Annotated in this window: 23 protein-coding genes; 9 read left to right on the forward strand and 14 right to left on the reverse strand. The window is 47.5% G+C overall.

Annotation, left to right across the window (positions count from 1 at the left end; all coding sequences use genetic code 11):
• Nucleotides 1-4: 4 nt before the first annotated feature.
• From PKOR_RS20500 to PKOR_RS25130, 3 genes are all read right to left on the reverse strand, one after another.
• Nucleotides 5-2,437, reverse strand: coding sequence for a TonB-dependent receptor (locus tag PKOR_RS20500; RefSeq protein WP_052738991.1), 2,433 nt, complete (start codon nt 2,435-2,437; stop codon nt 5-7).
• 81 nt (nt 2,438-2,518) lie between these two features.
• Nucleotides 2,519-3,568 (reverse strand): succinylglutamate desuccinylase/aspartoacylase family protein, encoded by a 1,050-nt coding sequence (locus tag PKOR_RS20505; protein ID WP_052738992.1) that lies wholly within the window; start codon nt 3,566-3,568, stop codon nt 2,519-2,521.
• A 400-nt stretch (nt 3,569-3,968) separates the two neighbouring features.
• Nucleotides 3,969-4,199, reverse strand: coding sequence for a hypothetical protein (locus tag PKOR_RS25130; protein WP_158453811.1), 231 nt, complete (start codon nt 4,197-4,199; stop codon nt 3,969-3,971).
• Nucleotides 4,200-4,795: 596 nt separating this feature from the next.
• Between PKOR_RS25130 and PKOR_RS24895 the strand changes: the two genes are divergently transcribed.
• Entirely contained in the window at nt 4,796-4,975 is a 180-nt protein-coding gene (locus PKOR_RS24895; protein WP_148561729.1) for a hypothetical protein, read from the forward strand.
• Nucleotides 4,976-5,189: 214 nt separating this feature from the next.
• Here the strand turns inward: PKOR_RS24895 and PKOR_RS20515 are convergent, their stop codons facing one another.
• Nucleotides 5,190-6,221, reverse strand: a complete 1,032-nt coding sequence (locus PKOR_RS20515) for a spore photoproduct lyase family protein (RefSeq protein ID WP_046313154.1) — start codon at nt 6,219-6,221, stop codon at nt 5,190-5,192.
• Nucleotides 6,222-6,425: 204 nt separating this feature from the next.
• On the opposite strand from PKOR_RS20515, the gene PKOR_RS20520 reads away from it, so the two are divergent.
• A complete protein-coding gene (locus PKOR_RS20520) occupies nt 6,426-7,508 on the forward strand; it encodes a spore photoproduct lyase family protein (RefSeq protein ID WP_235336900.1) in 1,083 nt (360 codons plus the stop codon).
• Between the two features lie 138 nt (nt 7,509-7,646).
• On the opposite strand, the gene PKOR_RS20525 is transcribed toward PKOR_RS20520, so the two are convergent.
• Nucleotides 7,647-8,093: a winged helix-turn-helix transcriptional regulator gene (locus tag PKOR_RS20525; protein WP_046313157.1), complete on the reverse strand. Its 447-nt coding sequence runs from the start codon at nt 8,091-8,093 to the stop codon at nt 7,647-7,649.
• Between the two features lie 114 nt (nt 8,094-8,207).
• On the opposite strand from PKOR_RS20525, the gene PKOR_RS20530 reads away from it, so the two are divergent.
• Nucleotides 8,208-8,840, forward strand: coding sequence for a nitroreductase family protein (locus PKOR_RS20530; RefSeq protein WP_046313159.1), 633 nt, complete (start codon nt 8,208-8,210; stop codon nt 8,838-8,840).
• 74 nt (nt 8,841-8,914) lie between these two features.
• Nucleotides 8,915-9,616: a DsbA family oxidoreductase gene (locus PKOR_RS20535; RefSeq protein WP_046313161.1), complete on the forward strand. Its 702-nt coding sequence runs from the start codon at nt 8,915-8,917 to the stop codon at nt 9,614-9,616.
• A 130-nt stretch (nt 9,617-9,746) separates the two neighbouring features.
• Here the strand turns inward: PKOR_RS20535 and wrbA are convergent, their stop codons facing one another.
• Nucleotides 9,747-10,358, reverse strand: coding sequence for an NAD(P)H:quinone oxidoreductase type IV (gene wrbA / locus PKOR_RS20540; protein WP_046314711.1), 612 nt, complete (start codon nt 10,356-10,358; stop codon nt 9,747-9,749).
• 466 nt (nt 10,359-10,824) lie between these two features.
• Between wrbA and PKOR_RS20545 the strand changes: the two genes are divergently transcribed.
• Both PKOR_RS20545 and PKOR_RS20550 read left to right on the forward strand, forming a co-directional pair.
• On the forward strand, nt 10,825-12,273 hold the full coding sequence (locus PKOR_RS20545) for an NAD-dependent succinate-semialdehyde dehydrogenase (RefSeq protein ID WP_046313162.1): 1,449 nt from the start codon (nt 10,825-10,827) through the stop codon (nt 12,271-12,273).
• Between the two features lie 12 nt (nt 12,274-12,285).
• Nucleotides 12,286-12,597: a GNAT family N-acetyltransferase gene (locus PKOR_RS20550; protein WP_046313165.1), complete on the forward strand. Its 312-nt coding sequence runs from the start codon at nt 12,286-12,288 to the stop codon at nt 12,595-12,597.
• Between the two features lie 105 nt (nt 12,598-12,702).
• Here PKOR_RS20550 and PKOR_RS20555 read toward each other — a convergent pair whose 3' ends face one another.
• Together PKOR_RS20555 and PKOR_RS20560 are read right to left on the reverse strand one after the other, a co-directional pair.
• Nucleotides 12,703-12,942, reverse strand: coding sequence for a hypothetical protein (locus PKOR_RS20555; RefSeq protein WP_046313166.1), 240 nt, complete (start codon nt 12,940-12,942; stop codon nt 12,703-12,705).
• A 109-nt stretch (nt 12,943-13,051) separates the two neighbouring features.
• Nucleotides 13,052-13,678, reverse strand: a complete 627-nt coding sequence (locus PKOR_RS20560; RefSeq protein ID WP_046313168.1) for a DUF2911 domain-containing protein — start codon at nt 13,676-13,678, stop codon at nt 13,052-13,054.
• Between the two features lie 305 nt (nt 13,679-13,983).
• Here PKOR_RS20560 and PKOR_RS20565 point away from each other — a divergent pair, with 305 nt between their 5' ends.
• Together PKOR_RS20565 and PKOR_RS20570 are read left to right on the forward strand one after the other, a co-directional pair.
• The gene (locus PKOR_RS20565) at nt 13,984-16,107 is read left to right on the forward strand and encodes a copper-translocating P-type ATPase (RefSeq protein WP_046313170.1); all 2,124 of its coding nucleotides are present in this window, start codon (nt 13,984-13,986) and stop codon (nt 16,105-16,107) included.
• Between the two features lie 39 nt (nt 16,108-16,146).
• Nucleotides 16,147-17,502 carry a TonB-dependent receptor gene (locus PKOR_RS20570; protein ID WP_046314712.1) on the forward strand — a complete coding sequence of 452 codons (1,356 nt, stop codon included), beginning with the start codon at nt 16,147-16,149 and terminating at the stop codon, nt 17,500-17,502.
• A gap of 110 nt (nt 17,503-17,612) precedes the next feature.
• On the opposite strand, the gene PKOR_RS20575 is transcribed toward PKOR_RS20570, so the two are convergent.
• Together PKOR_RS20575 and PKOR_RS20580 are read right to left on the reverse strand one after the other, a co-directional pair.
• A complete protein-coding gene (locus PKOR_RS20575) occupies nt 17,613-17,957 on the reverse strand; it encodes a DUF6122 family protein (RefSeq protein ID WP_046313172.1) in 345 nt (114 codons plus the stop codon).
• 185 nt (nt 17,958-18,142) lie between these two features.
• The gene (locus tag PKOR_RS20580; protein ID WP_046313174.1) at nt 18,143-18,463 is read right to left on the reverse strand and encodes a four-helix bundle copper-binding protein; all 321 of its coding nucleotides are present in this window, start codon (nt 18,461-18,463) and stop codon (nt 18,143-18,145) included.
• Between the two features lie 209 nt (nt 18,464-18,672).
• Here PKOR_RS20580 and PKOR_RS20585 point away from each other — a divergent pair, with 209 nt between their 5' ends.
• Nucleotides 18,673-19,686, forward strand: coding sequence for a potassium channel family protein (locus tag PKOR_RS20585; RefSeq protein WP_046313176.1), 1,014 nt, complete (start codon nt 18,673-18,675; stop codon nt 19,684-19,686).
• Between the two features lie 16 nt (nt 19,687-19,702).
• On the opposite strand, the gene PKOR_RS20590 is transcribed toward PKOR_RS20585, so the two are convergent.
• From PKOR_RS20590 to PKOR_RS20605, 4 genes are all read right to left on the reverse strand, one after another.
• Nucleotides 19,703-21,028, reverse strand: a complete 1,326-nt coding sequence (locus tag PKOR_RS20590; protein WP_046313177.1) for an amylo-alpha-1,6-glucosidase — start codon at nt 21,026-21,028, stop codon at nt 19,703-19,705.
• Nucleotides 21,012-22,604, reverse strand: coding sequence for a vitamin K epoxide reductase family protein (locus PKOR_RS20595; protein WP_046313179.1), 1,593 nt, complete (start codon nt 22,602-22,604; stop codon nt 21,012-21,014). Before PKOR_RS20595 ends, PKOR_RS20590 begins: the two co-directional genes overlap by 17 nt.
• A gap of 123 nt (nt 22,605-22,727) precedes the next feature.
• Nucleotides 22,728-23,969, reverse strand: a complete 1,242-nt coding sequence (locus PKOR_RS20600; protein ID WP_046313182.1) for a cation:proton antiporter domain-containing protein — start codon at nt 23,967-23,969, stop codon at nt 22,728-22,730.
• A 224-nt stretch (nt 23,970-24,193) separates the two neighbouring features.
• The gene (locus tag PKOR_RS20605; protein WP_420806321.1) at nt 24,194-25,429 is read right to left on the reverse strand and encodes an outer membrane beta-barrel family protein; all 1,236 of its coding nucleotides are present in this window, start codon (nt 25,427-25,429) and stop codon (nt 24,194-24,196) included.
• Between the last annotated feature and the right edge of the window lie 75 nt (nt 25,430-25,504).

The raw sequence follows: 25,504 nt of genomic DNA on the forward strand, positions 1-25,504 counted from the left end.
CCTGTTAGAAAGTATAGCCTATGGTCGTCATGTAGTTTCTGGGGGCACCGGGACTGGCACGGAAGTAGTCGTAGCCGCCAACAAAGTACTGCTCGTCGAGCACGTTGTTGAGGTTAAAGCTGAACTTGAACTTGTTTATGTTGTAGAACAAGGCAGCATTTGCAACGGTGTAAGAGGGCCAGTAATCCCAGATCGGTTCTCCTGTGTTCACCTGGTTTACCTGTACCTCCATGCGTCGTTGGCTAACATAATTACCACCTACAGCCACACCCACACCTCTTAAGGCAGGAATGTTGAAAATATACTTTGCCCAGAGCCCCGCCGAGTGCTCCGGTGCATTGGCAGCCACCATACCGTTCTCTGCGCTTACATCAGCATTCAGAACCTCCGTGTGGTTATAGGCATAATTAGCATTCAGGCTGAAGTTCGGCATCAGGTTTCCGGTTAGCTCCAGCTCGGCTCCCTGTGATCTAGTTTTGCCATTTTGCCTGTAGATCGGGTTGCCGTCTTCCGTTAGCTGAAAGGTGTTTATAAGGGTGTTTCGCTTCTCGATCTGGTACAGCGAGAGTGTAGCAAACATTGCCTTCTGAAAGAACTCTCCCTTCAAACCTGTTTCCACCTGGTAGCTGGTCTCATTGTTGAAAGGCTCGCTTCGTCCGTAGCGCTCAGGGTACTTTATGTACTGCGGATTTATTGGTCTGAAGCCCTGACTGTAACTGGCAAAGTAGTTCAGGTTCTCCAGCAAGGAGTAAGTTAAACCAGCCCGTGGCAACAGCACATTCTGTTGCACGTTTTCTTCACCGTCGCCATAGTCCCGCCTGTCCCGAAACATCTCGTAACGCAGGCCCAGCAGCAAGCCGAGGCGGTCTGTTACCTCCATTTGGTCCTGCACATAGAGGCCGGTGGTGTGGTATACGTTGTTGATGTAGTCGATAAAGAACTGTGGGATAGGCCGCTGTATGTAGTTACTGGTGTTCCTGACCTTGTACATCGGGTTTCTCAGATCAAATGTGAGGGGTAGTCTCTCGCCGTCAACAAGCTGCTCACGTGCCTCAAACATGGTACTGTTCTTATCCGTGTCGAATTTCACATAATCAGCTCCTAACACTACCTTATGGCTGATGCTGCCCGTATTCTGCTTCAGGGAAAAATATGCAGAGAGGTTATCGGTATACTCCTTCGCCATTCGCTCAAAGTAGCGCAGGTTCATCACCGTATTTAAGGGTGCATCGGCAAACGTATTCAGCGTTCGGTGCTCCCGGATATCCTCTGAATAGGCAAACTTCATATAAGCTGCATTGAAGGACACCCTATCGTTAATCTTATGGTTCAGTGATGCATTCAGCGACAAATCATTCACTATAAAATGATCGTTGGGCTGATTAACCGCAAAAGAGAAAGGTAGCGCGTACAAGTCACCACCCTGTATAGGCAGTCCACGATCCAGATAGCCGTTGAAGCTACTGTACACTATTTCGGCATTAATCGTGGTGTTATCGCTTGGGCGGAAAGTAACGGTTGGCGCTATGAGCAGTGACTTGCGGTCGTTTACATCACGAAAGGTTTTGGTGTCTTCGTAGCCAACATTCAGGCGGTACAGCAAGGTTTTCTCCTCATTCAAAGGGCCTGTAAAGTCGAGGGTGGAGCGCATGGTCTGAAAGCTACCAACGGTAAAGCTAAGCGCTTTCCGCTCCTCCTCCAGCGGCTTTTTGGTTACCATATTGATGGTGCCTCCCGGGTTAATATCGCCGAACAAAGCAGCGCCTGGCCCTTTTAGCACCTCCACCCGCTCCAGGTTTACCGTAAGCGGCACCCGGAAAAAGCCATTGCCAAAGCTGTAACCCGAGCGCAACCCATTAACCAGCCTGAAACCACTTTCATAACCATTCCGGAAGCCACGCACTGTCAGGTCATCGTAACCGGAATATTGGTTAACGCCTGCCACGTTCTTCACCACCTCATTTAGCGTGAATGCCTGCTGATCTTCAATCAGCTCCTTTGTAACCGATGAAATAGTCTGCGGCACATCAATAACCAGGCTCGCTGTTTTTGTCCCAATAAAGCTATACTCGTTCTTGTAGGTAGTTTCCTTTCGGCCAAGCACCTCTACCTCCTGCAGCGCATTGGAGCTGGCTATAAGGCTGAAATTCACCTGTGCTGCCGGAGCCTCTGCATTTAAGATTACCTGCCGGAGCTCTTCTTTGTACCCTAGTCCTTTGGCCACCACGGTATACTCACCATAACTCAGTTTCTCCATCTTGAAAAAGCCATCCGGCTGTGTTATAGCCACCTGGTTATGCTCTTTTAAAAGTATGGTGATACCTTCCAAGCCCTGGCCGCTGCCACTCTTTACTTTACCACTAATTGTGCCTGGCCCCTGGGCCATGGCTGCAACCTGGATAAGAAGCAGCCACAAGGCACATAAATTTTTTCTCATAATGATCTTCTTTTAGGAATGCACAAGGCCAGGCTGACTGTACACAATCAGCTATAGCATGCTCCATCTTGTTATTGAGATTTAGTTTATGTGCCCGATGCTAAAGAGACCATCACCCTTTTTAACAGGAGGATTGAAGGTTTTGTACAGGATGACACCGTCTGTTGGGCAGGTGACATCCACTACATGATTACCGAACAGGTCAGTAATGTAACCCAGCTTCATGCCCTTTTTCACATAGTCGCCGCTGGTAAGGTCGCTATAAAAGAAGCCCTCATGCTGGCTGCTGACCGATGTCCGCTTGGCTATCATCACTGGGTTTTGCACTGTAGCAGGTTTGCCCTCCAGTATCTGCAGGTGGCGCATCAGGCTGAGCAGGGCCTGCTGAATCTGTTGTACATACTTTTCCTCCACAAAGCCCTTGCGGCCGCACTCAATGTCCACGGCCGGAATGTTGCGCTTGGTGGCCTCTCGGGAACAGTAGATGGCCTCTTCCGTCAGGCTCTGCTCATTACCAAACTGCACAATAAAGTCAAAACCCAGAGCTACGGCCATCTGTCTGGCTTTTTCCGACACCTCCGGCATATCAAAGTAATTGTAGTATCCCGAGTAGGGGCGCAGGTCGCCGTTGGCGTCACCGTCATGCACATCTATAAAATAGTCGCTTCGGGCAATCACCTCATTCGATATCACGTGCGCTATCTGATCAGTCAGGGTGCCATCAGGCTTCCCAGGAAATACACGGTTCAGGTTCTTGCCATCCACAGGGTTTACCCTAAGCGAGCGGTGCAGAAAAGCAGGCACGTTGGCTATGTGTACCAGTATCACAGTGCCATTCATTTCAGCGGGATCGAGGTACTTAGGCAGTTGCTGCGCCGCCATGATAGGCGCATACTCCAGGCCGTGCACGCCAGCAGTAATGCCTAGCACAGGACCTTTCTTTGCGCCATGAAAAACAGTTACAGGAATAACCGTGCTATTCTCCCCCTTACCTACCGGTAAAAGAACTGAGTGTTTGGAACCTGCTTTTATTTTTTCTCCAACGAACGTAAAAGGCTTAACCTGGGCTTGGGTAAGATGGGTAGTAAGGAATGCAACAAGAAGTGTTAAATATAGAAAAGAGATTTTCATCTGTATTTTAGAAACAGTTAGGAGAATAGAAAAGAGAAAGGCGGATTAAGCGCAGGTGATTTTTCTATACTTCAGAAAGTGGAGGTTCAGAGACCTCCATCAGGTGTCTTGAAATACCTTACCATACTTTGTCTTCGCTTCACAATCAGCACAGACAAAGTATAGCCAACCCCATCTTGCAGCACTTTGAAGACGTGTGCAAGCATGGGAGCCAAGAAGTATAAAATGGTCTTGAGCCTAACCCGAAAATGAGAATGCCAGGCAGCAGTTTGTAGCTGCTTAATTGAAAACACCGCTCTTACACAGGGATATAGTATACACCTATGATGGTGAACATCACTTATGCAAGAATCAGTTGCTATAGCTTTGCAGCCACAGCTATGGCATTCGTAGAAAGGGTTTAAGCCAAGGGAGGACCTCGGAGGAAGGTGTTATTAGGGAAGGTAAATTTCCAGGCGAAGCTGTAGGGCTGCACGTAAAGCCCCTGTTGCGGAGCTAAGGCTATCTCATAAGAGAAATGAGATAGCAAATAACTGCTGTCAAAATGTTTATCTATGTCACAGTGCAAGTGCGCCTTGCCCACAGTAACCTCAGAAGTTATGACATCCTCTGTATGTTCGTGCTCGTGCATAGCCAAAATCGCCACCTCAGGTGTCATTACTCTTACAAAGAGTAACAAAAGGAAATAGGCGATATATGTTTGGCAGCTCTTCATGTGTGCTTGTACGGGCGTCCTTTTCTGCTCCAGCAAGTAAACTTACAAGCTTTCGCATCTGTACTTGGATGTAGCAGAATTCTGGCCGGACACCAGCAATTGCAGCACAATGTTAAAAATTAGCTTTATCGTTTGCAACTAAATTGCAGTATCTATTTAGGAAAAAAGTAGCCACGACTCTTTCTTCTCCTCTTGTTGTTACAATAACACAAGCTGACTGAGCAGCTCCGTTTTCTACTTACGAGTAAATGCCAAAGAAAGCCCTGGCACTCATATCTTTGGCAGTATAAGCGTATGTGCAATTTTATCAGGCTCTTAAACGTAAGCTAACAGAAAGGGAAGGAGAAAGCCCTTGCACTAGACACTTTGATGATGTCGCCCCCAAGCAAGCCCTTCCCTTTCTCTTCATCTTAAAAGCCTGGACAGTACCTAGAGGCTGCCCCATCCGCAGGCATGAGTGAGTGTAGGCCCGGAAGATGAATGTTTTTTGTCCACTTTAGTCCCTTTCAGCTATGAAGAATTTACTCTGTCAGAACCTGGGCGTCGATGTGGGCAAAGACGCTCTGGATGTGGTGCGACATCCCTTCACTTTTGTTGGGTTAGATCTTACCCTATGTTCTACCGCCTGCACTTGCCGGCTGTTACCTTTGCTGCAGCAAACATGTCCTGCACCGGGATGTGAACGCAGCTAGTAATATAAGAAATAAGGCGGTCGGGCAGACCGTTTCAGCTTGGGAGATATACGGTCGCAGTAGCCAGGTAGCCCAAGAATCCAACCTGCTTTAGCGGCGGGAATGTCAAAGCTAAGTTCTACGGTCTTACAAGTGATGTGGCTTTTTGCAGTTGGTGATTATACATCAACTCAAGTTGGCAAGTATAAAGACAGCTTAAGGCCAGGCTTGGCAGTTAAAAAATGTAGCGGATTTCACACCAAGGTATAACCTCTTGTTGCAACCTTCTGAATTCGCTTATCCACTGGGCTTTTAGCTGATACTGGTAACGCACATTTATACCTCCAAACTGGCTCTTCTTGGTTTCCTGTATGGCTGGTGCCCAGATCAACTCCTCTGCCATAGGATTTATAGAAAGATTTAACTCATGCTGCCATTGGTTATGGGTCAGGAAGATAACCTCGCAGCTCATTGTACTCTTTAGCTTAGGATGCACTACTTCGTTTAACCTTTCAAACAGCTGCCTATAGTCTTCCAGCCAACCTTCATAAACAATAACAGGCGAAAAGTTTACATGCACATCGTACCCAGCATGGTAAAAGTCGTTGATGGCAGCTAATCGCTTTTCCAATGTATCTGTACGAACATCTACCAGCTTGCTGACCCTATGGGGTAGCAGACTATACCTTATCCGGGTTTTACCCTGCGGATCATAAGCCAGCATCTCCTGGTTCACGAACTTCGTGGCAAAGGTGGCAAAGGCCTTTGGGTGGTTTCGGAAGAACTTTACAGTGGTCTCTACACTATCGGAAATAGAAGCATCAACCGAAACGTCAGAGTTGCAACCAATATCATAAGTATAATAGTGTGTATGAGTTTGATTCGGCACTTTTGGCCAAGCCTGCTTCTGAACATGCTTATCTACGGCGGCCAATATCTCCTCTGTATTTGTGAAAAGGGTAATAGGGTTCACCGGCTTGTTGCGATCCACATAACAATAAGCACAGGCTCCTAAACAACCGTTGGCAAGGCTAGGTGAGATAAAATCTGAGCTGCGGCCACTCTCCCTGCAAACCAGAGTTTTCAGCCTGCCCAGTACCAGCACATTCGATTTTACCTGGTAATGATTACCATCTACGGAGGGTAACCTGTTGTGCTGCACTATCTGCTGTTGGTCGGCATTTGGATAGCTTAACAATGCTGCTTTGCCTCGCTCGTTCAGAGCATCAGCCGTGTAGAAAATAGTAGTCGGATTCAGTTTCTGCATACCCTTACACAACAGTGTAACAAGCCTTTATGTTCTTCTAAACTAATTTTTAACATACTGATATACAGTTACTTGTAATCTATTTTAAAATACTGCTAACTGAATTTAAGTGGTAGTAATTATGTTGAATTAGTAGCTTCAAACTGCTCATTTTCAAGACCTTTTGAGGCATCAGATAACAACATCATCAAGAAAAACTACCGAATGGAAGCAGTTCAGGATAAGGTAATCACCAAACCAAAACAACCCATCTCAAAACTATGGATGCCAAAGCAAGTACTTATTACACCTGCAGCCCTGGAAGAACCTTGGGGGCAGCAGATATATGGGCGGGCGAAGTCTTTAGGGCTTCCTGTGCATGAGCTAAAGCAAAACAGGATTGTAGGTTTGCGCGGCGAGGACGAACGGGAAACTTACCGTAAAGCTAAAAGCACACTTGCTGTAGTAACAGCTCCACCTAGTGCATTAAAGCTGCAGCCCATCCCTCCATCAGCCGACTGGCAGTTTCACCTGGCAGAAGGGTGTCCGGCGCATTGCCAGTATTGTTACCTGGCTGGTAGCTTGCAGGGGCCGCCTGTTACTAGAGCATTTGCCAACTTACCAACTATACTGCACAACCTGCCTAACTACAAGCAGGAAGACAAGATAACCTCTTTTGAGGCAAGCTGTTATACCGATCCTTTAGGTATCGAGCACCTTACAGGAAGCCTGGCAGAAACCATTCGTTTCTTTGGTGAACAGAAGGGCATGCACCTTCGCTGGGTATCGAAGTTTGATCAGGTAGATGGGTTGCTAGACATAGAACACAATGGCAATACACAGCCGAGGATAAGTATAAATGCTGAGTTTATAGCCCGGCGAATGGAGGCAGGCACAGCTTCTATAGAGGCACGCTTGGCTGCTATTCGGAAGCTGGCCTTGCCAAAAGTACAGGGAGGCGGAGGCTACAAAGTGGGTCTGGTAATTGCCCCGATCATGCCGCTACCAGATTGGGAGGAGCAGTATACGGACTTACTGGATAAGCTGGAACAGGCACTGGATTTTCCATGCGAGGTAACTTTTGAGCTGATAAGCCACCGTTTTACGCCTGGCTCCAAGTCGCTGCTACAGGAGTGGTATCCAAACACGCAGGTAGACTTTGACGAGAGCAACCGTTCCATGAAGTTTAACAAGTTCGGGGGCAAGAAATATGTGTATCCTGCTGTTACCATGCATATGCTGCGCAGCTTTTTTGAAAGCGAACTGAAAAGGCGCTTCCCTGAGGCACCGATTTTATACTGGACCTAAGCCCGAGCGGTAAGCAAAGCACAGTAGCCTATACAAAAGCAAAGCGGCTCCAATGTTTGGAGCCGCTTTGCTTTTGTATAACATTTAAAACTACTTCTGAAGCGTCTTTATGAATTCAAAAAAGAACAGTCGTGGTTGTTATACTTCACTACTGGTGTTAGGTGCTCCTTTCGAGGCGTAGCGTTTACGCGCCTTCATAATCTGCTGTGAATTCTGCTTCGCCCAATCAGCCAGGTCGAGCAGTTTCAGTAGCAGGCTCTGTCCTAACTCAGTCAGCTCATACTCTACTCTTGGAGGTATTTCTGTATAAATCGTTCTGGCAACTAAACCATCCTCTTCCAGGGAGCGCAGCGTTACCGTAAGCATGCGTTGAGATATACCCGATATCAAGCCTTTCAACTCATTAAACCTCAACCTCTGTTTGCGTCCCAGCATCAGAATGGTATAAACTGACCACTTGTCTCCAAAGCGGCCCATGATGTCTTTTATGGGGCAGCAATTATCTGCCAAAGGATTGCCTGCTACAATTTCCTCTATTTTTTCCAGAACCTTAACCTTCTGGTTTTCAGCATTAGTTACTTCCATGATACTTAGTACGACTAAAGTGCCTGCTTGACATCTACAAAGATAACGATTAAATTTGGTTACTAAAAGGAACTTAGTACTGAATTATTACCAATAGAAATCTGTTATACGTACATGAGCAAGATATTAGAGTCACTGGAGTGGCGTTACGCCTCCAAGCGAATGAATGGCCAAAAAGTACCGGCTGATAAAGTTGAAAATATTCTAGAGGCAATTCGCCTTGCACCCTCTTCTATGGGCCTGCAGCCTTACACGGTGCTGGTTATCGAAGACGAGGAACTGAGAAAGAAAATACAGCCGATCGCCATGAACCAACCGCAAATTGTGGAGGGATCGCATCTGTTAGTATTCGCAGCCTGGGATGATATTACGCCTGAGCATATTTCAGACTATATCAGCCACACTGCCAGTGTCAGGAACATGCCTGAAGAGGGTCTGGCTGATTTTAAAAACACATTGTTGAGCATCGCTGCCAAAAATACGCAAGAGCAGAACTTCGTGTGGGCAGCAAAACAGGCATATATTGCTTTTGGCACGGCCCTGATAGCGGCAGCTGCCGAAAAGGTGGATGCTACCCCAATGGAAGGTTTTGACAGCGTTGCCCTGGACGAGCTGCTCAGCCTGAAAGAGCAAGGTTTGCGAAGCGTAACGATCATGCCTCTTGGGTATCGTGACACAGAAAACGACTGGCTGGCAAAGCTACCAAAGGTAAGAAGGCAAAAAGAAAAGCTGTTTATAGTACAGTAAGAACAAACAACTTTAGAACGTAAACTTTTAAGGTACTGACAGATACCAGAAGTACCACAACTACAAGACTAAAAATGGCTAAGCAAAATATTAAAATAGACATTGTGTCTGATATCAACTGCCCTTGGTGCTACATCGGGGAGCAGCGCCTGAAAAAGGCGATGAATACAGCAAACGAGCAGTATACTTTTGAAGTTAGTTTTAAGCCTTTCGAGCTGAATGCAGGTATACCGCAAGAAGGCGTTGACAGGCTGGAGTACTTCAAGAACAGCTACGGCCCTTCTATCGTCTCACAGTTAGACGCTATGAACGAGCGTATGACGAGTGCTGGCGCAGAAGAAGGTGTAACTTTCAACTTCGACAAGCTGGCTACGGTTAACAATACGTTTAACGGTCACCGACTAATCTGGCTTGCCAACGAGTATGGTGTGCAGAAGCAGGTAGTTAATGCGCTTTTCTACAGCTACTTTACTGAAGGCAAAAACATGAACGACACAGCCGTACTAAAAGGGGTTGGTGTCGCTAATGGAATTCCTGCAGAGCGCCTGGAAGGATTCTTTGAAAGCGAAGAAGGTAAAGCAGAAGTGCGCAAGATGGAGCAGTGGGCACAAGCTGCTGGCATCACAGGTGTTCCAGCATTCATTATCAATGATAAATATTTAGTAAGCGGTGCCCAGCCAGCAGAAGCTTTCCAGCAAGTTTTCTCCCAAGTAGCTCCTGTGTTGGAAAACATAGCTGTAGAAGGAAACAGCTGCGGCATTGATGGTTGCTGCTAGTGTAAATCTAATTTAACGGCTAGCCCTGTTGAAGTATAATCAGCCCCTCTCCTGCTTTGCATGAGGGATCTGAAATGAAAAGAGCCAGTCAGGTTTTCCCTGACTGGCTCTTTTTTATATTACATGCTTTTTATGATTGTAGCCCTTGTTTAACCCACTGGGCTACAGTAACAGTACGTCGTGCCTGGTGGAACACGGCCTCACGGGCTTCTGGTTTTAGCCCCTCCCCACCTGCAGTAACGCTCACACCATATGGGTTACCACCTGCCGGGAAAAGCACCTGATCCGTATAACCTGGCGCTACCACAATAGCTCCCCAGTGATACATGGTGGTGTAGAGGGCAAGTATGGTTGCCTCCTGGCCTCCATGTGGGTTCTGTGCGCTCGTCATGGCGCTAACAACTTTGTTAGCCAATTTGCCATGGAACCACAAGCCACCTGTACCATCGATAAACTCCTTCATTTGGGCTGGCAGGTTACCGTAACGGGTAGGTGCACTAAAGATGATCGCGTCTGCCCACTCCAGGTCATCGTGCGACGCAACCGGTACATCTTTAGTAGCCTCAACATGCTCCTTCCATGCCTGGTTTTGCTCAATAGCAGACTCAGGTGCCAATTCCTTTACTTTTCTTATTCTGACTTCTGCACCGGCCTCTTTGGCGGCTTCTGCAGCCCACTGAGAGAGCTGATAGTTTGTTCCTGTTGAACTGTAGTAAATTACTGCCAGATTTACATTTGCCATAGTTTTTACATTAAATGGTTTTAGGTTAAACATACAAGCTCCGCTGCATTGCCAGGAAACTGTTCGGGTTCTCCTTATAGAGAGGTAGTTTGTACGAAGATCCTGTTAACCTGTTCGTTAATGTATGTTTGAGAGCAACATACCGTGATGACAAGATGAACCAACTAATGCTTCTCAAAGGCTAAGTAAAAAGAGAGGGCAGTAAATAAAACACCGAACTAGTTTAACTCAGGCAGCAAATACAAGAACTAAAATTGTCCAGAGGTGTAGTATGCATAAAAACCCACTGTCACCGCTTTTGGTTATTATGTTGTAGTTTCGAGCTAGACTAGCATCACGAGAGTCTGCATCATAAAAAATAGCTGCCAGACAGGCAGGCTGAACTTGAGCTTTCACAAAGTGATTTAGATGCAGGACAGAAGTGAAGCCAGTAAGCTTTATAGGTTTTAGATTTTAACGTTACTAGATGGAACAGCAAAACTTGATAAAAACAGAAGCATACGTAAACGGGCAGTGGGTAAAAGCTGCAAGTGGAAAAATGCTTGAGGTTACAAATCCTGCCACAGGTGAAGTTATTGCTTCGCTACCGGACATGAACCGAGAAGATGTGCGTAAAGCTATTGATGCGGCTGATGCTGCCTGGCCAGCTTACCGCGACATGACAGCAAAAGAAAGAGCTGCCATCCTGAGGAAATGGTTTGACCTGATCATGGAGAACAAGGAAGAGCTTGCACGCATCGTGACCATAGAATCTGGTAAGGTGATGGCAGAAAGCTTGGGCGAGGTGAACTACGGGGCCTCTTTTGTGGAGTGGTTCGCTGAGGAGGCGAAACGTGCTTATGGCGATGTGATACCTCCGCATACCAAAGACAGGAGACTGGTGGTAATCAAACAATCCGTAGGCGTGGCAGCAGCTATCACTCCGTGGAATTTTCCGCTGGCTATGATCACCCGCAAAGTTGGTCCTGCACTGGCTGCCGGATGCCCTGTTGTTATCAAGCCTCCTGTTGAAACACCTCTAACTGCCCTGGCGCTAAACGAACTGGCCGAGAGGGCGGGTTTTCCTCCAGGAGTGTATAATACCATTACCACTTCGGACAGCAGTGAGATAGGCAAAGAGCTTTGCGAAAACCCTAAAGTGCGTAAACTCTCTTTCACGGGCTCTACCCCTGTTGGTAAGATTCTGATGAGCCAGAGTGCCTCTACTTTAAAAAAGCTTTCGTTGGAGCTAGGAGGTAATGCGCCGTTTATTGTGTTTGATGATGCCGATATAGATGAGGCCGTGAAAGGGGCCGTAGTATCGAAGTACCGCCACAACGGGCAAACCTGTGTGTGCGTAAACCGCATACTGGTGCAAGACAGCGTGTATGACCAATTTGTAGAAAAGTTTACAAAGGCAGTACAGGAGTTAAAAACAGGCGATGTACTGGATACCGATGTACAGGTGGGGCCACTCATCAATGAGAAAGGGTTGAAAAAGGTAAAAGAACACATCCGAGATGCTGTAGACAAAGGTGCCAAGGTTATGACTGGTGGTGAAAGTATAGAAGGCTTGTTCTTTCAGCCAACTGTACTGGCAGAGGCTACACCAGATATGATTATTGCGCGGGAAGAAGTCTTCGGACCAGTGGCTCCTGTTTTCCGTTTTAGTACAGATGAAGAAGCCATTCAAATGGCGAACGACACTGAGTATGGGTTAGCTTCTTACTTCTACAGCAAAGACGTAAACCGCTGTTGGCGTGTGGCCGAGGCTCTGGAGTACGGCATGGTAGGCATTAACGAAGGTTTGATCTCAACAGAGGTAGCTCCTTTTGGAGGCATAAAAGAATCCGGGTTCGGGCGGGAAGGCTCAAAGTATGGCTTAGACTATTTTATGGAGATCAAGTACATGTGCTTTGGTGGAGTGAACAAATAACAGCGCAAGAAAATGGATAACGTTAAGTATATACCCAACGACAAAGATGTGTTTGCTATCGAGGAGAACGGTGAACGCATTGCCGAGATGATTGTGAGTATAGCCAACAAGGAGATGTCGGTTTACCACACGGAGGTTAAGAAGGAACTAGAGGGCCAGGGGATTGGCACAAAATTAATCGAGGCAATGACTGATTACGCCAGGTCCAAAAAGCTAAGCGTGATTCCATACTGCCCTTTTGTGAAGAAGAGCTTTAAAAACAACCCGGACAAGTATGCCGATATATCTATTATAGAGAACAAAGGCTTCAGCAGCCCAGGCTAAAAAGCCATAAAACTATTCAGCCCTTTCTATTACAGGCATGCCACCTGTCCCAGAAAGGGCTGGATAGTTTCAGTTAATACAGCACATCAGCCAATTATTAGGGTATTACAAATCCCCGCCGCCAATGCCCATCACGCGAATTATTTCTGCTTTAAAACCTGCTTTTTCTACGGCGTTTTCCACCGTCTGAGGGTCCAGGTTTACACCAGATACACTCAAGATCTTGTCGTCACTTTCAGTGTCGATATTCCACTTGCTTATACTTTCTTCCTTGTCCAGAAAAGGAGCTACTTTAGATAAAGCATCCTGATTCTGTACGTTTGTCTTAAACTTGATTAATTCCATAGCATTTTTTTGTTTGGTACAGCTACACAGCTTGCTTTACGCAGGCAGTACACTGTTGCTCTACTCTTTTTGCAAAGGAAGGGTTATTTAAACTGCTTACGCAAAGGCATTACGCACTTACCGGTAACGCCACTTTCAGCTTATCCCAGCTGATAACTACAGTTCCCTTGCTATCACCTTCTGAAACAATCTGGTAACGCAAACGCTCCTGATGTTCTGCAGGCTCAGGCTTCACTGTAAATCGTACCATATCCTCACTTTCTGAGTAGTCGTCGGTAAGGTGTTGATTCCAGTTCTTGTTGATGATTACTGTCCACTCCTGCTCACCCGGTATGGTAAACAGCGCATATTTTCCCGCTGGCACCTCTTTTCCTCCTATAGTGATTGGATGGTCTGTTTCGAGGCTGGTTGCTGAGTGGGCACCTGTTACCCATACCTGGTTATGAGCCACTAGTCCGCCCCAAATCACTCTTCCGCGCACAGCTGGCGAGTGGTAAGCAATGGTAAAATGAGCCGGTCCAATTTTTCCGTGCGCCTCCGCTTTCAGGCTACCCTTCAGCGTATCGGGCTCAGACTGTGCTTTTATGGAAAGAACTCCCTCTTCCTCCTTAACCTGATGAGCTGTTGCATGGTGAGCTTGCTGTTCAGGTGCTTCTTGTTCTACTGGTGTCTGGCTACAGCCAAACAGGAGGCCGCTTAAAGCAAAGGCGAAGAAAAAGCTGGATGATTTTGTCATGGATAAGCGTAGATTAAAATATGTCTCTGTTAAATGGCAGCTAAGGTAGCACCGGCACTGGCAGCTTTACAAGTGTTTCATTGCAAGTAGTAAGAAAGCTGAGTACAATTTAAAACCATTTCTCCTTATGTACTTTACCCTGTGTACAGCTTCAAAGCTAATACCTAATCCTTATATGAAAACTATATAACACATAGCCAGAAAGTTATAACATAATGGGGGTTAGAGATTTCTACTTTTGCTTCTGTTAGCTGCAGTTAAATAGCCGAATAAATAGAATCACGAAATCATTAACAGGTAAAACTATGAACCACGATCATCACCTTCATAATCACAGCTCTAAAAAGGAAAACCAAGCCAAAGCTGGAAGAGTGGAAGAACGAATGGAGGAGAAAGCTCTCCATGGGCACAGCCACGCAATGCACGGAGATACGCGCCACCATCCACCGCACAATGACCATAGCGAACACGGCGGGCATGGGCATGATCATCACCGGATGATGATCGAGGACTTTAAAAAGCGCTTTTGGGTGTCGTTTGTACTTTCGGCACCAGTGATTGTGCTAAGCCCGATGGTGCAGCATATTTTGGGTTACACGCTCGAGGTGCCCTACAGCATGTACATTGCCTTTGTGCTTTCCAGCATCATTTTCTTTTACGGCGGCTGGCCTTTCCTAACGGGCTTGGCAGAAGAAGTCAAAAAAGGGTCCCCGGGTATGATGACGCTGATCGGGGTAGCCATTAGCGTAGCTTACCTCTACAGCACAGCCGTCACCTTTGGCCTGGAGGGGATGGACTTTTTCTGGGAGCTGGCTACACTGATCGTGGTCATGCTACTGGGCCACTGGATAGAGATGCGTTCGGTATTGGGTGCCTCCAAGGCGCTGGAGTTGCTCGTAAGCATGATGCCTGCTGAAGCGCAGGTAATCCGGGACGGGCAGATCTACACAGTAAAGGTGGAGGAACTGCGGCAGGGAGATATTATACTGGTAAAGCCCGGTGAGAAGGTACCTGCTGATGGCGTGGTTGTGCAGGGTGAAAGCTACCTGAATGAAAGCATGCTGACCGGCGAAAGCAAGCCAGTACAGAAGGTAAAAGAAGACCAGGTGATCGGAGGCTCCATCAACGGAAATGGCGCTTTGCAGGTGCGCGTGGTAAGTACCGGAAAAGACAGCTACCTGAATAAGGTTATTAAGCTGGTGCAGGATGCCCAGAAGACAAAGTCGGAGACGCAGCGGCTGGCTGATAAAGCAGCCAAATGGCTTACCTACCTGGCTTTAACCGCGGGCTTCGGTACGTTTGGCGCCTGGCTTATTGCCGGCGCGGAGTTGGACTTTGCCTTGGAGCGCATGGTAACGGTAATGGTAATCTCTTGCCCGCATGCCCTTGGCTTAGCCATTCCGCTGGTGGTGGCTATTTCTACAGCTGTGTCAGCCAACAATGGCCTGCTGATCCGCAACAGAACAGCCTTTGAAAACTCCCGCAATATCACCACCATCATCTTCGACAAGACAGGTACCCTAACACAAGGCTCCCATGAGGTAGCGCAGGTAGTGGTGTTTCAGCAGGCTTATAGCGAGAAAGAGCTGCTTAGGTTGGCAGCTGGCGTGGAGCAGAACTCCGAGCACTATATCTCTCAAGGCATCCTGAACAAGGCGAAGGCAGAAGGTATTGCCGTGCCCGCCTCGGATAGCTTCAATTACCTGCCCGGTAAAGGACTGGAAGGCACAGTGGAAGGACGCGATGTAAAAGTGGTTGGGCCGAATTACATCAAAGAATACAACGTACAGGTGCCCCAGAGCCAGGCGGAAGAGGGCGTGGAAACAGTAGTATATGTATTGGTAGAAGGCCAGGTGATAGGTTATATCACCCTCCGCGACCAGATACGTGCTGAATCCGCCGAGGCCATTAAGGTGCTGAAAGCGAACGGCATCAAAAATTTGCTGCTCACCGGCGACAATGAGCGGGTGGCCAAAAGCGTGAGCGAAAAGTTGGGCATGGATGGCTATCTGGCGAACGTATTGCCTCATCAGAAGCAGGAAAAGGTGAAAGAGCTACAGCAGCAGGGCGAGTTTGTGGCCATGACGGGCGACGGCGTGAACGATGCTCCCGCGCTGGCGCAGGCCGATGTAGGCATTGCGGTGGGCTCCGGCACGGATGTAGCTGCCGAAACAGCTGATATCATCTTGGTAAACAGTAATCCGCAGGACATCGCTTCGCTCATCCTCTTTGGCAAAGCCACCTACCGTAAAATGATCCAGAACCTGATCTGGGCCACAGCCTACAACATTGTAGCACTGCCCTTGGCGGCAGGTGTATTGTATCAGCAAGGCATTATGATTTCCCCTGCTGTAGGTGCAGCACTGATGAGCCTGAGTACTGTAATTGTAGCCATAAATGCTCAATTACTACGCAGGCAGATAAAGTAGCGTAAACATTGATAAAGAACTCTGCACAACATGAAAACTATGAAGAAAACCATATTAACAGTTCTTCTGCTATCTGCAACCCTTGTACCGCTTGTAGCTCAACACCAGGGCCACCAGCAGCAGGCTCAGGATACGACTAAGCACATGGAGCATCAACAGCATATGAATGTGCAACATGGAGACATGCCTATGTCTCATGCCTTTTCCCGCAACCTCCCTATGAACCGAAATGCCTCCGGTACAGGATGGCTTCCTGACGAGTCACCGATGTATGGCAACATGTATCACCGGGAAGATTGGATGTTTATGTTACACTATAACCTGTTTCTGCGCTACAACAACCAGGATGTGTTTGAGGCAGGTAACCGTGGCGACAGCCAGTTTGATGCACCTAACTGGATCATGCTGATGGGACAGCGCTTTGTTGGCAACAGAGGGCTTTTTCGCTTTAGCGGTATGATTTCCCTTGACCCATTAACTGTTGGAGGAAACGGTTACCCACTTCTCTTCCAGACAGGAGAAACATACGAAGGTTCTCCGCTGATTGACCGCCAACACCCACATGACCTTTTTAGTGAGCTCTCAGTTGGCTATATACATATGCTATCTGAAGATACAGATGTATTCGTTTACCTGGGATACCCTGGAGAACCTGCACTAAGCAATGTGGCCTTTATGCACCGCCCCTCAGCGCTAAACAATCCGGACTCACCGCTAGGCCACCACTGGCAGGATGCCACCCATATTACATTTGGGGTAGCTACACTGGGAGTGAGATATCGCAACTTTAAGCTGGAAGGCTCCTCCTTTACCGGGCGTGAGCCAGATGAGGAGCGGTACGACTTTGACAAGCCCCGCTTCGACTCTCGTGCAATCAGAGTTACCTATAACCCTTCAACGCAATTTAGCTTACAGGCATCGCATGCCTATGTAAAAAGCCCAGAGGTAGCAGAGCCTGAGGAAGACGTATACCGCACGACAGCCTCCGTTTTGTATGGCAACAAACTGGCTGGTGACAACCGCTTTTTTACAACAACGCTTAACTGGGGCTACAACTACGTAGACGCACATCATAAAGAGCACTCTGTACTTCTGGAATCCAACTATCAGAATGATCGGTACGCACTGTACGGGCGATATGAGTGGTTGCAGAAGTCGGCCGAAGAACTAGGCTTTGAGGAAGATACCTTTGGCCACGACGCTCTTTTTGGTATACAGGCCCTTACTATTGGAGCAAACAGGCAGGTAGCACAGCTCGGAAGTATAAATCTACACCTTGGGGCACAAGTAAGTGTGTTTAGAGGCAGCAGCGAACTGCACGAGTACTACGGAGATTTGCCCGTAAGTGCACAGGTATACTTGCGTGTGTTCCCTAACCTGATGGTACCCCGCTAAAACTTGCTCCTCAAGCAGAGTATCAAAAGCTTAGTAAAATGAAAGTAAAGACGGGTAGTTCGAACTCTGACTGGTGAGCTTCATTTCGCGAGGCATAGCAAGTAGAATCTTTAGAACAAATGCAACTGCTGCCTTAAGCAATCCAGCCAGTCCAGTATGATGTGTATGACCAGACCTAAGCCTATCAGCCTTGTTTTAGGTATAAGCGCCAGCAGCACATACACTGGTATCAGCCAGTACGCATGGAGTAGATGGTAGCCTACACTGCACCTGTTCGGATCCAGAATCTGATCTGCTAACAAATGATCTAAATCAATCAGAAGACCTGAAAGCATCAGTAAAGTAGCCCGCTTGAACATGTGCCTATAAAAAAACCATGCAACAGCTACAGGCACTAATACATGCAGGACCATGTGAACTATAAACCCTAAGCTAATGTGCGAGAAAAAGGTCATGAATTATTCGATTAGCAGCTATTTATTGTATCACAAGGTATGAAAAGAAGCTTAAATCATCCACCCGTTGAAGGTTATCCCTTTGCTAGTTTTTGGGTGCGTTAGCAAAACTACTACTGAGCAGAAATACAGAGAGAGGCTCAATAACATTTAAGCCTCTCTTTGTACTTGTATCGTGAAATATACTAAACGTTTACTTGCTGCTCACAAGCCTCTGCGCACTTAAAGCAGGCTTCAGCGCACATTTTGCAATGCTCTGCTTCATGCTTGTTACACTCTTCGCCACAGTCACGGCAAATCTTGGCGCACTGCTGCAGTATATCACCTGCATAACGCGAGTCGCGTGAAATATAGTCTAAAGCTGCTTTACAAATCGCTGCACAATCCAGGTCTAACCTGATACAGTCAACCATCATTTTAACATTGTCTTCCTGTAAACAGGATACTGCGCAATGGTTGCAGGCAGCTGCACATTGAGCTAGCGTGCTCATTAAGTCTTTGTTCATAGTTTTTATATTATTTTGATGAAACTGTTCCTGTTATACCTGATCCTGCACTTTAGGTTTGATAAAACTGAAAGTACAGACAAGACAAGCCCTGCTAGTAAATCCTAAAAAACTTAACAATCAGCATCATAGCCTATTATATCTGTATTATTAACAAAACAGCTCTAAACTCGTTTAGAAGGCATAACTAATGTAGATACACGCAATTTATGAACATACTCTTCCTGTGCCTCGGTACATTCATTTTTCTTGTTACTGCACTGGATATTATCAAAACCACCCTGTCCACAATGGGTGGGGGCAAGCTAACTAATTTTATAACAAAACGGGTTTGGCTAATTTACTTTTCTGCCTCAGGTAAAGACGGTAAGTCGAAGCTGCTAAGTTATGCTGGCCCAACGATACTTGTTTCTATCCTACTAACATGGATTATTGGCTTGTGGTCAGGCCTTTTCCTGGTGTTACTTAGTGATGCGGACTCCATTGTAAACAGTCAGACAAAAGCCAGTGCAAGTGCCCTGGAAAAACTTTATTATGCTGGTTTTACACTTTCAACTTTAGGTATTGGAGATTATATCGCTTCTAATAATACCTGGCGGATTGTTACGGGTGTGGCAGCCTTCTCCGGACTTGCATTTATTACTGCCTCAATCACTTACTTTGTGCCGGTGCTTTCCGCTGTTGGTCTGCAAAGTAAACTCAGTCTCTACATTAACAGCATGGGCAAATCACCACAGCAGATCCTAACGAACAGCTGGAATGGGAAAAGCTTCTCTTCCTTTTTCGATAACACATCCGACTTATGCCAGATGCTTATGCAGCATACCATGAACCACCACTCCTACCCTGTTATTCACTACTTCCATAACAGTAAACCACAGCATAGCATTGCTCCAGCCTTGGTAAAGCTGGATGAAACAAGTAAGCTTCTGCAACATGGCATAGCAGGAGAAGAAGCGATTAATAGGTTAAAGCTAAACATGCTGCAAACAACCATCGATGCATTTCTGGATATGGTACAAGGTAGCTTTCTGAGGGATACATCCACCAAAGAGGCAGCTCCGACTCCTAACCTCCTGCAATTGCGAGAAGGAGACATGCCGCTAAGGGAGCAAGATGAAACAGCACAAACCTTCAACACAACCTTGCAAGAGCGGCGTAAAGTACTAACTGCACTACTGGAGATGGATGGCTGGTCGTGGAATGATGTATACAGTTCTTAACCTACAGCCTCTTCTTTTAGCCATTTTCAAACCCATTGCGTTGGCGGTTGATCATATCTACCACCAGGCCCGACCAGGTGAATTCCTCTGCCCCATGTCCCTCGCCGGTAAACGGATCATAGTATTCTCTGAAACCACTCTTGCTGATCAGCCTTTTAACACTATTCAATAGCTCCTGCGCTTCCTGCTGATAGCCCTTTTCTAACAGGTACCCTTGCAGAAACCAATTGAACACCACCCAGGTTGGCCCACGCCAGATATAGAGCGACCCGTTGGGGTTGAAAGCTGGTTCATCTACAGCAAGTGACGGAACAGGAAATGGCACGTGAAAGCCGTCCTTCTGCAGCAGGTGCCTTTCCAGCACCCTCCGGCACACTTCATCCGGCACACTTTTAAGCACAACCGGGAAAAAGATAGTACCAGTTCGAACCCGCAGCTTCTTGAAATGAGGCCCGTACAGGTCATAGAAAGCAGCATCCTCCTCTTCGTACATATAGCGAAGTATACTCCTCTCCGTCTGCTTTGCCAGCTCCATAAAATGACCACCATCTCCCTCTCCCGCTATCCGGCACAGTGCTGCCATGGCCTCAAGGTTTTGCGCATAAATGGTGTTGAAGGCAGCATCCTTCACTACAAACTTATTGCTCTTGTAGATGCGGGGCAGGTTATATCCTTTCAGGAAGTTGTGCGCATCTACCTGCAGCACTTTCCAGAAAAGCAGCGGACCTGCCTTGCCCTTGCTATACTTTAGCAAAGGATCGTAGCTCGCCTTCCAGTCCATACCTGACTCAAACGGTGTGATGATAGAAAGCAGTCCCTCGCCCTCGAAATCACGGTTCTGCGCCAGCCATTTGTAGTACTTTCTCAGTTTTGGCAGCAGCTGTTTTACAAAAGAGAAATCCTGGCTGTGCTGGTAAATCCGAAGCACGGCCTGGGCCGCAACAGGGGGCTGGATCAGGGCAGACATGTGGGGCTTATATAGTTGCAGCACATCACGGGGCCTGAGCTGCAGCAAATCAGTAAAAGGTGCAGGCCACAAGCGCTTCCAGTAACTCATATGCCCTACAAAACCATCCGGACGCTGCATCTCGAATAGGCTGTGTAGGTGCTTTTTCGCCATGTCCACCTCACCCAGGGCGGTGAGGGTAAAGACATGAAAGCAGGTGTCCCAGAAATATTGAAAGGGATAAGTACCAGGAGAAGGTTTGGTGTAATGATAGTTAAAGCCTGCTTTCCTGCCACTGATCATATTCTTGTAAAGTACCTCCCGCACACCCGCTCTTATCTCCTCATCTGAAAGCACCTGCTCATCAGGCTGCACACCTTTACTTAATATACTCATCCCAACCGGCGTAACGCTGTGTTTTAGGACCTAGTGGGAAAGACAAGGCTGCCACGGCCAAACCTATCACCACACCAGTTATACTCAATCCTATAGGGCTGTTGCTCAGGAACCATGGCGCGACAGCCACGGCCAAGCCTGGTAAAATATTGATGTAGCGGCAGATGCGCAGTGGCTCTCCCATGCTGAAGATTGCCACCACCACAATCAGTGAGCCGCTTAAATGAAAAACATCGGCCACTGTCTCTTTTATACCTACTCCAAACACACCCGGTGCAGCTATCAGGGCAACTCCTAAAAGCATGGCGAGAGACAATGTCCAGGGGAAGCTGATTCCCCAGATAGAGGCGCTGTACACCGCCCCCGGCTTCTGCGGAAACTTCATCATTTCAGGAGCCTCATCTTTTTCATCGCTCTCAATAGTGTCGCCCTTCCAGAAGATTTTCCAGAAGCTTTCACCCTGCTTCATTTTCTTCTTCATGAACTGCCCCATGGCAATCACCTCATCCACTTCTAGCGGGATCATCGGGATCATGATCAGGGCAGCCAGAAGGCAGAAGGTACACCAGGCTCCTACCACCACCGGCTGACTGATGACCAGGAAGATGTGTACCAGCCCCAGGGGAATGACAAGTATGCCGAAAAAGGCTACCATCCACGGCATGGTGCGCCACCGTGAGGGTGCTCCCATCCAGCCCATCAGGAACTCGAAAGTATAAGCCAGTGCGCCCAGTCCCGCATCAGAGATGGGCATGGAATGCGACATGGCAGAGTTAAGCACCTGCTCGCTTTGCTCCCCAAAGAAAGGGTCCCAGGCGGAATCAATATAACCCAGTTGAAAAGCTGCCAGGTACCGCGATACCACCCAACCCATAAAGCCCAGCACCATCATGATCCAGCGCTGCGGCCAGCTGGAGGGATTATAGCTCCAGCCCGGAGGTGTGTCGGGGCCCATTTTCATGTACATGATCATGTTGGGCATACCGGGTATAAGTATGGTTAGAGCAATCAAGAGCGCTCCTACCATGGTATCATTGAGGTAAGCAACTGCCGTAGGAGACCAGAAAACAATAGGCGCCATGGTGAGCCAGACACCGATAAAGCAACAGATCCAGATACTGATGGGCCGGTTAGGTGTAAGGCCTCGCCAGCCGAAGAAAATAAGCAAAGTACCGCTGATAATGTCGCTCCACTTCATGAAGGAAATACGCTGCTCCAGGGAAAGCCACACGCTTCTGCCGCCAGATGGCTGCACAGTTCCAATGCCGTAGTCGAAGGTGAGCGGAGAGAGAAGCACCCAGACCCCCAGGATGATGATCATCCAATACACCCACAGCGTTTGCATATGGTGCATGTGCAGCATTTTTTCGCGCATGTCCTCCGACATCATCATGTTATGGTGCTCTTCTTTTTTATGCTGATGCCCCTCATGCTGCTGCTTGCCCTCCCCATGCATTTTTTTGTTGTGCTCCCGCACCTCCTTTTCGGCCATGGGTCTGGTTACGCCGCGCATGCCCATACCACCGCCCTGCATTTCTTCACCGCTTTCCTGTTTATTTTCATTTTTGTCTACCATCTTAACATTATGGGAATAAAAAGTTTAATTCTATTTTTTACGACACAGCTTTGCGCAGGGTACAAGCAGCAGCAGAAACAGCATGATAAGCCGGAATTTTGTAAGGCAGGAGCAACTATTCTCTTAACTAGTTTTAATATCCCCCGTTACCTTCCCGTACAGTTTGGTGAGCGGTGTGGAGCTTAGGCCGTGCACTACCACCGACGTACAGATAATCAAGCTTACTACATCCCACACGAGCGGGTTGTGCAAGCGGTGCTCTGCCAAAGAGCCGTAGTAGATAGCGGCAACGGCGACAGGGCCAAACCACCCCAGAAACAGCGCATCTTTTGTACTGCGCAGGCCTGGCAGAAAGTATCTTAGGAGCAGCAATACAGGCGGACGGCGAAGCAGGATAACTGCAACGGCCAAGAGTATACCTTTCCAGCCAAGCTCCATCCAGCCACTCCAAGGAATGGCGGTGCCTAGTAGCGCAAAAATCGGTACAGAGAAGAAACGGTTCACTGCCTCCTGGCCTTTCTCTTCTTCGCCCCTTTCTTCCTGATTTACCACCTGTACAAAGGCTGCCCCAGCTGCAAATACTACCAGCACCTCATCGCTGTGAATGAGTTTACCAGCTCCAACCGCTATAAACGCCAGGGCAACCGTATACACCAGTCGCCACTCCTCCTGTATCAGATCCCGCTTCTCTGAAAACTGCAGCAGCTTGGCTGCCACAAAACCCAGCAGCAGGCCAAAAGCAGTGGCTCCCAGCACCTCCCATAGCAGTGTGTGTGTCAGCCAATGAGGCACCACTTCCTCATTCAATTTGGTAAGCACCAGCAGCGGCAGAAACACAAACAGATAGCTTAGTCCATCGTTGGCACCTGACTCAAAAGAGATGGCATTACGAATCCTATCAGGCAGGTTCTTCTTGGCGACAGGTCCGGTTACTATGGGGCTGGCAGCAATAGGGTCTGTGGGAGCTATGATGGCTCCGATTAGGAGGGCAAGCCAGAATGGGATTCCGAGGATAAGGTAAACCAGTAACGAACTGATCATCCACATCAACAGCATTCCGACTCCTATCAGGATGAGCATTGCCTTCCAGTTCTGCCGCGGATACTCCTTTGGTACACGGAGCGCCACACTAACCAAACCTACTCCCAGTGTAAGGCGCGCTGCATTTTCCAGAATGGTAGATTTGTTCCCGAGCTTAGCCGGATCAAAAAAGTCGAACACTTCAGGTCCAACCAAAACACCTATTAGTAGCGCCAAAAGTGTTGCTGGCACCGGGCTCTTTTCCAAAAACTTAGAACCTAGTCCCAGAACAAGTACAATCCCTCCTATTATTGCAACGATAACGTTGATTTCGTTTATTTTCATCCGCCTTTTGGGTTATGATTGATAAACAATAGAAAAAAGCTATACTCTGACTGTTTGCTTTATACTTGTTCAGGCGAAAAAAGGACGAAATAACACCGAAGAGCACCCTTTACTCTACCTAGGACTCACTCAGAAAACGTTCAAAAAAAGAACCGGTGAAGGAGCTTTTACCCCACTCTCACCGGTCCCTGATCCTTACCAGAAATTATAGTCTACCCCAGCTTTCAATTGCCTGCCCGATTCAGCTCCTCCAAGCTGTTGTTACGTCTTTTTGGATCGAACTTCTCTCCTTTGCTAAAGTTATAGCGCAGCGTCAGCCCCACATTGCGGTTCCTGAAATATTGGTTAAAGTCGTTCACATTACCTTCTCCAACATTGGCTGCTATTATGAGTCGTTGGCTTTTAAAGATGTCGTTCGCATTCAGGCTTACATCCAGAAAGCTTTTCTTAAGGCCGACGTTCACCCACCAACGCGGATCTACCTTATATAAGGCGTATACCCCAGGCCCCTGGTATACCCCATTAACTTCCATTTTCAGGTCTAGCGGCAGTATAATGTTGTGGTTAGACTGCAGCATGTAAAACACCTGGTCATTTACAATCAGCTGCTGATCGACCATTGTGCTATACTCATTGTATGACACTATAAGCGTATTGTTGGTATCCCAGTTTTTCATGATCTTAACAGGCACAACGGCAGTCAGGCTCAGGTTTTGGGAGTCGTCTACGTTACCTATGGTATAGATAGTGGTTGCCGATTCCGGATCAATGGCTGGCAACTCGGCTATGACATCCTGGTTGAGCTGGTAGCTTAGATTCAAGCTATAGTTCTTCTTATAAGTCTGTACTATGCCAAAAGCATGCGTATACTGCGGCCTTAAGTATGGATTGCCCTGCCAGTAAGTATAAGGATCACGATAAGAAAGGAAAGGGTTCAGGAAACCATAGTTAGGGCGCTGGATTCGGCGGCTGTAGCTGTAGTTTATCTCATAATCCTCGCTCACACTCTGCTTGACAAACAAGCTCGGGAACAGGTCCAGGTAATTGCGTTTAGTTACCTGACCAGTGGTTTTAGACTCACCTTCTGATATTGTCTGCTCTGCACGAAGGCCTGCCTGCACACTAAATTTATCCCCTACTTTGCTGCTCCAGTTAATGTAGGCTGCAAAGATATTTTCATCATACACAAAGTGGTTGGTTCTCCGCTGATCCAGCACAGGCACTTCGCTGTTGTTAAAGTAGAAGCGTGAATCGTTATCGGAGGCGACCTGGCTAGCCTTGGCACCTAACTCCAGTTTGCGGCTCTTAGAGAAGGCACGGGTAAAGTCTATTTTAGCAGAGTAAATATTGAACCCGTTTGGTGTCTCAGTATAAAGGAAGTCCTGGAGGATAGGGTTGTCTGTTGTAAGGGAATCGTAGTAATTATAAAAATTAGCCTCGCCCCGGTTCTTAATCCGCACATAGTCCAGGTCTGCTGATAGCGTGGTTCCCAGCGTATCGAACTTGCCCAGGTAGTGTAGGTTTGAAGTAAAGTT

The organism is Pontibacter korlensis, from assembly GCF_000973725.1.
Taxonomy (GTDB): Bacteria; Bacteroidota; Bacteroidia; order Cytophagales; family Hymenobacteraceae; genus Pontibacter; species Pontibacter korlensis.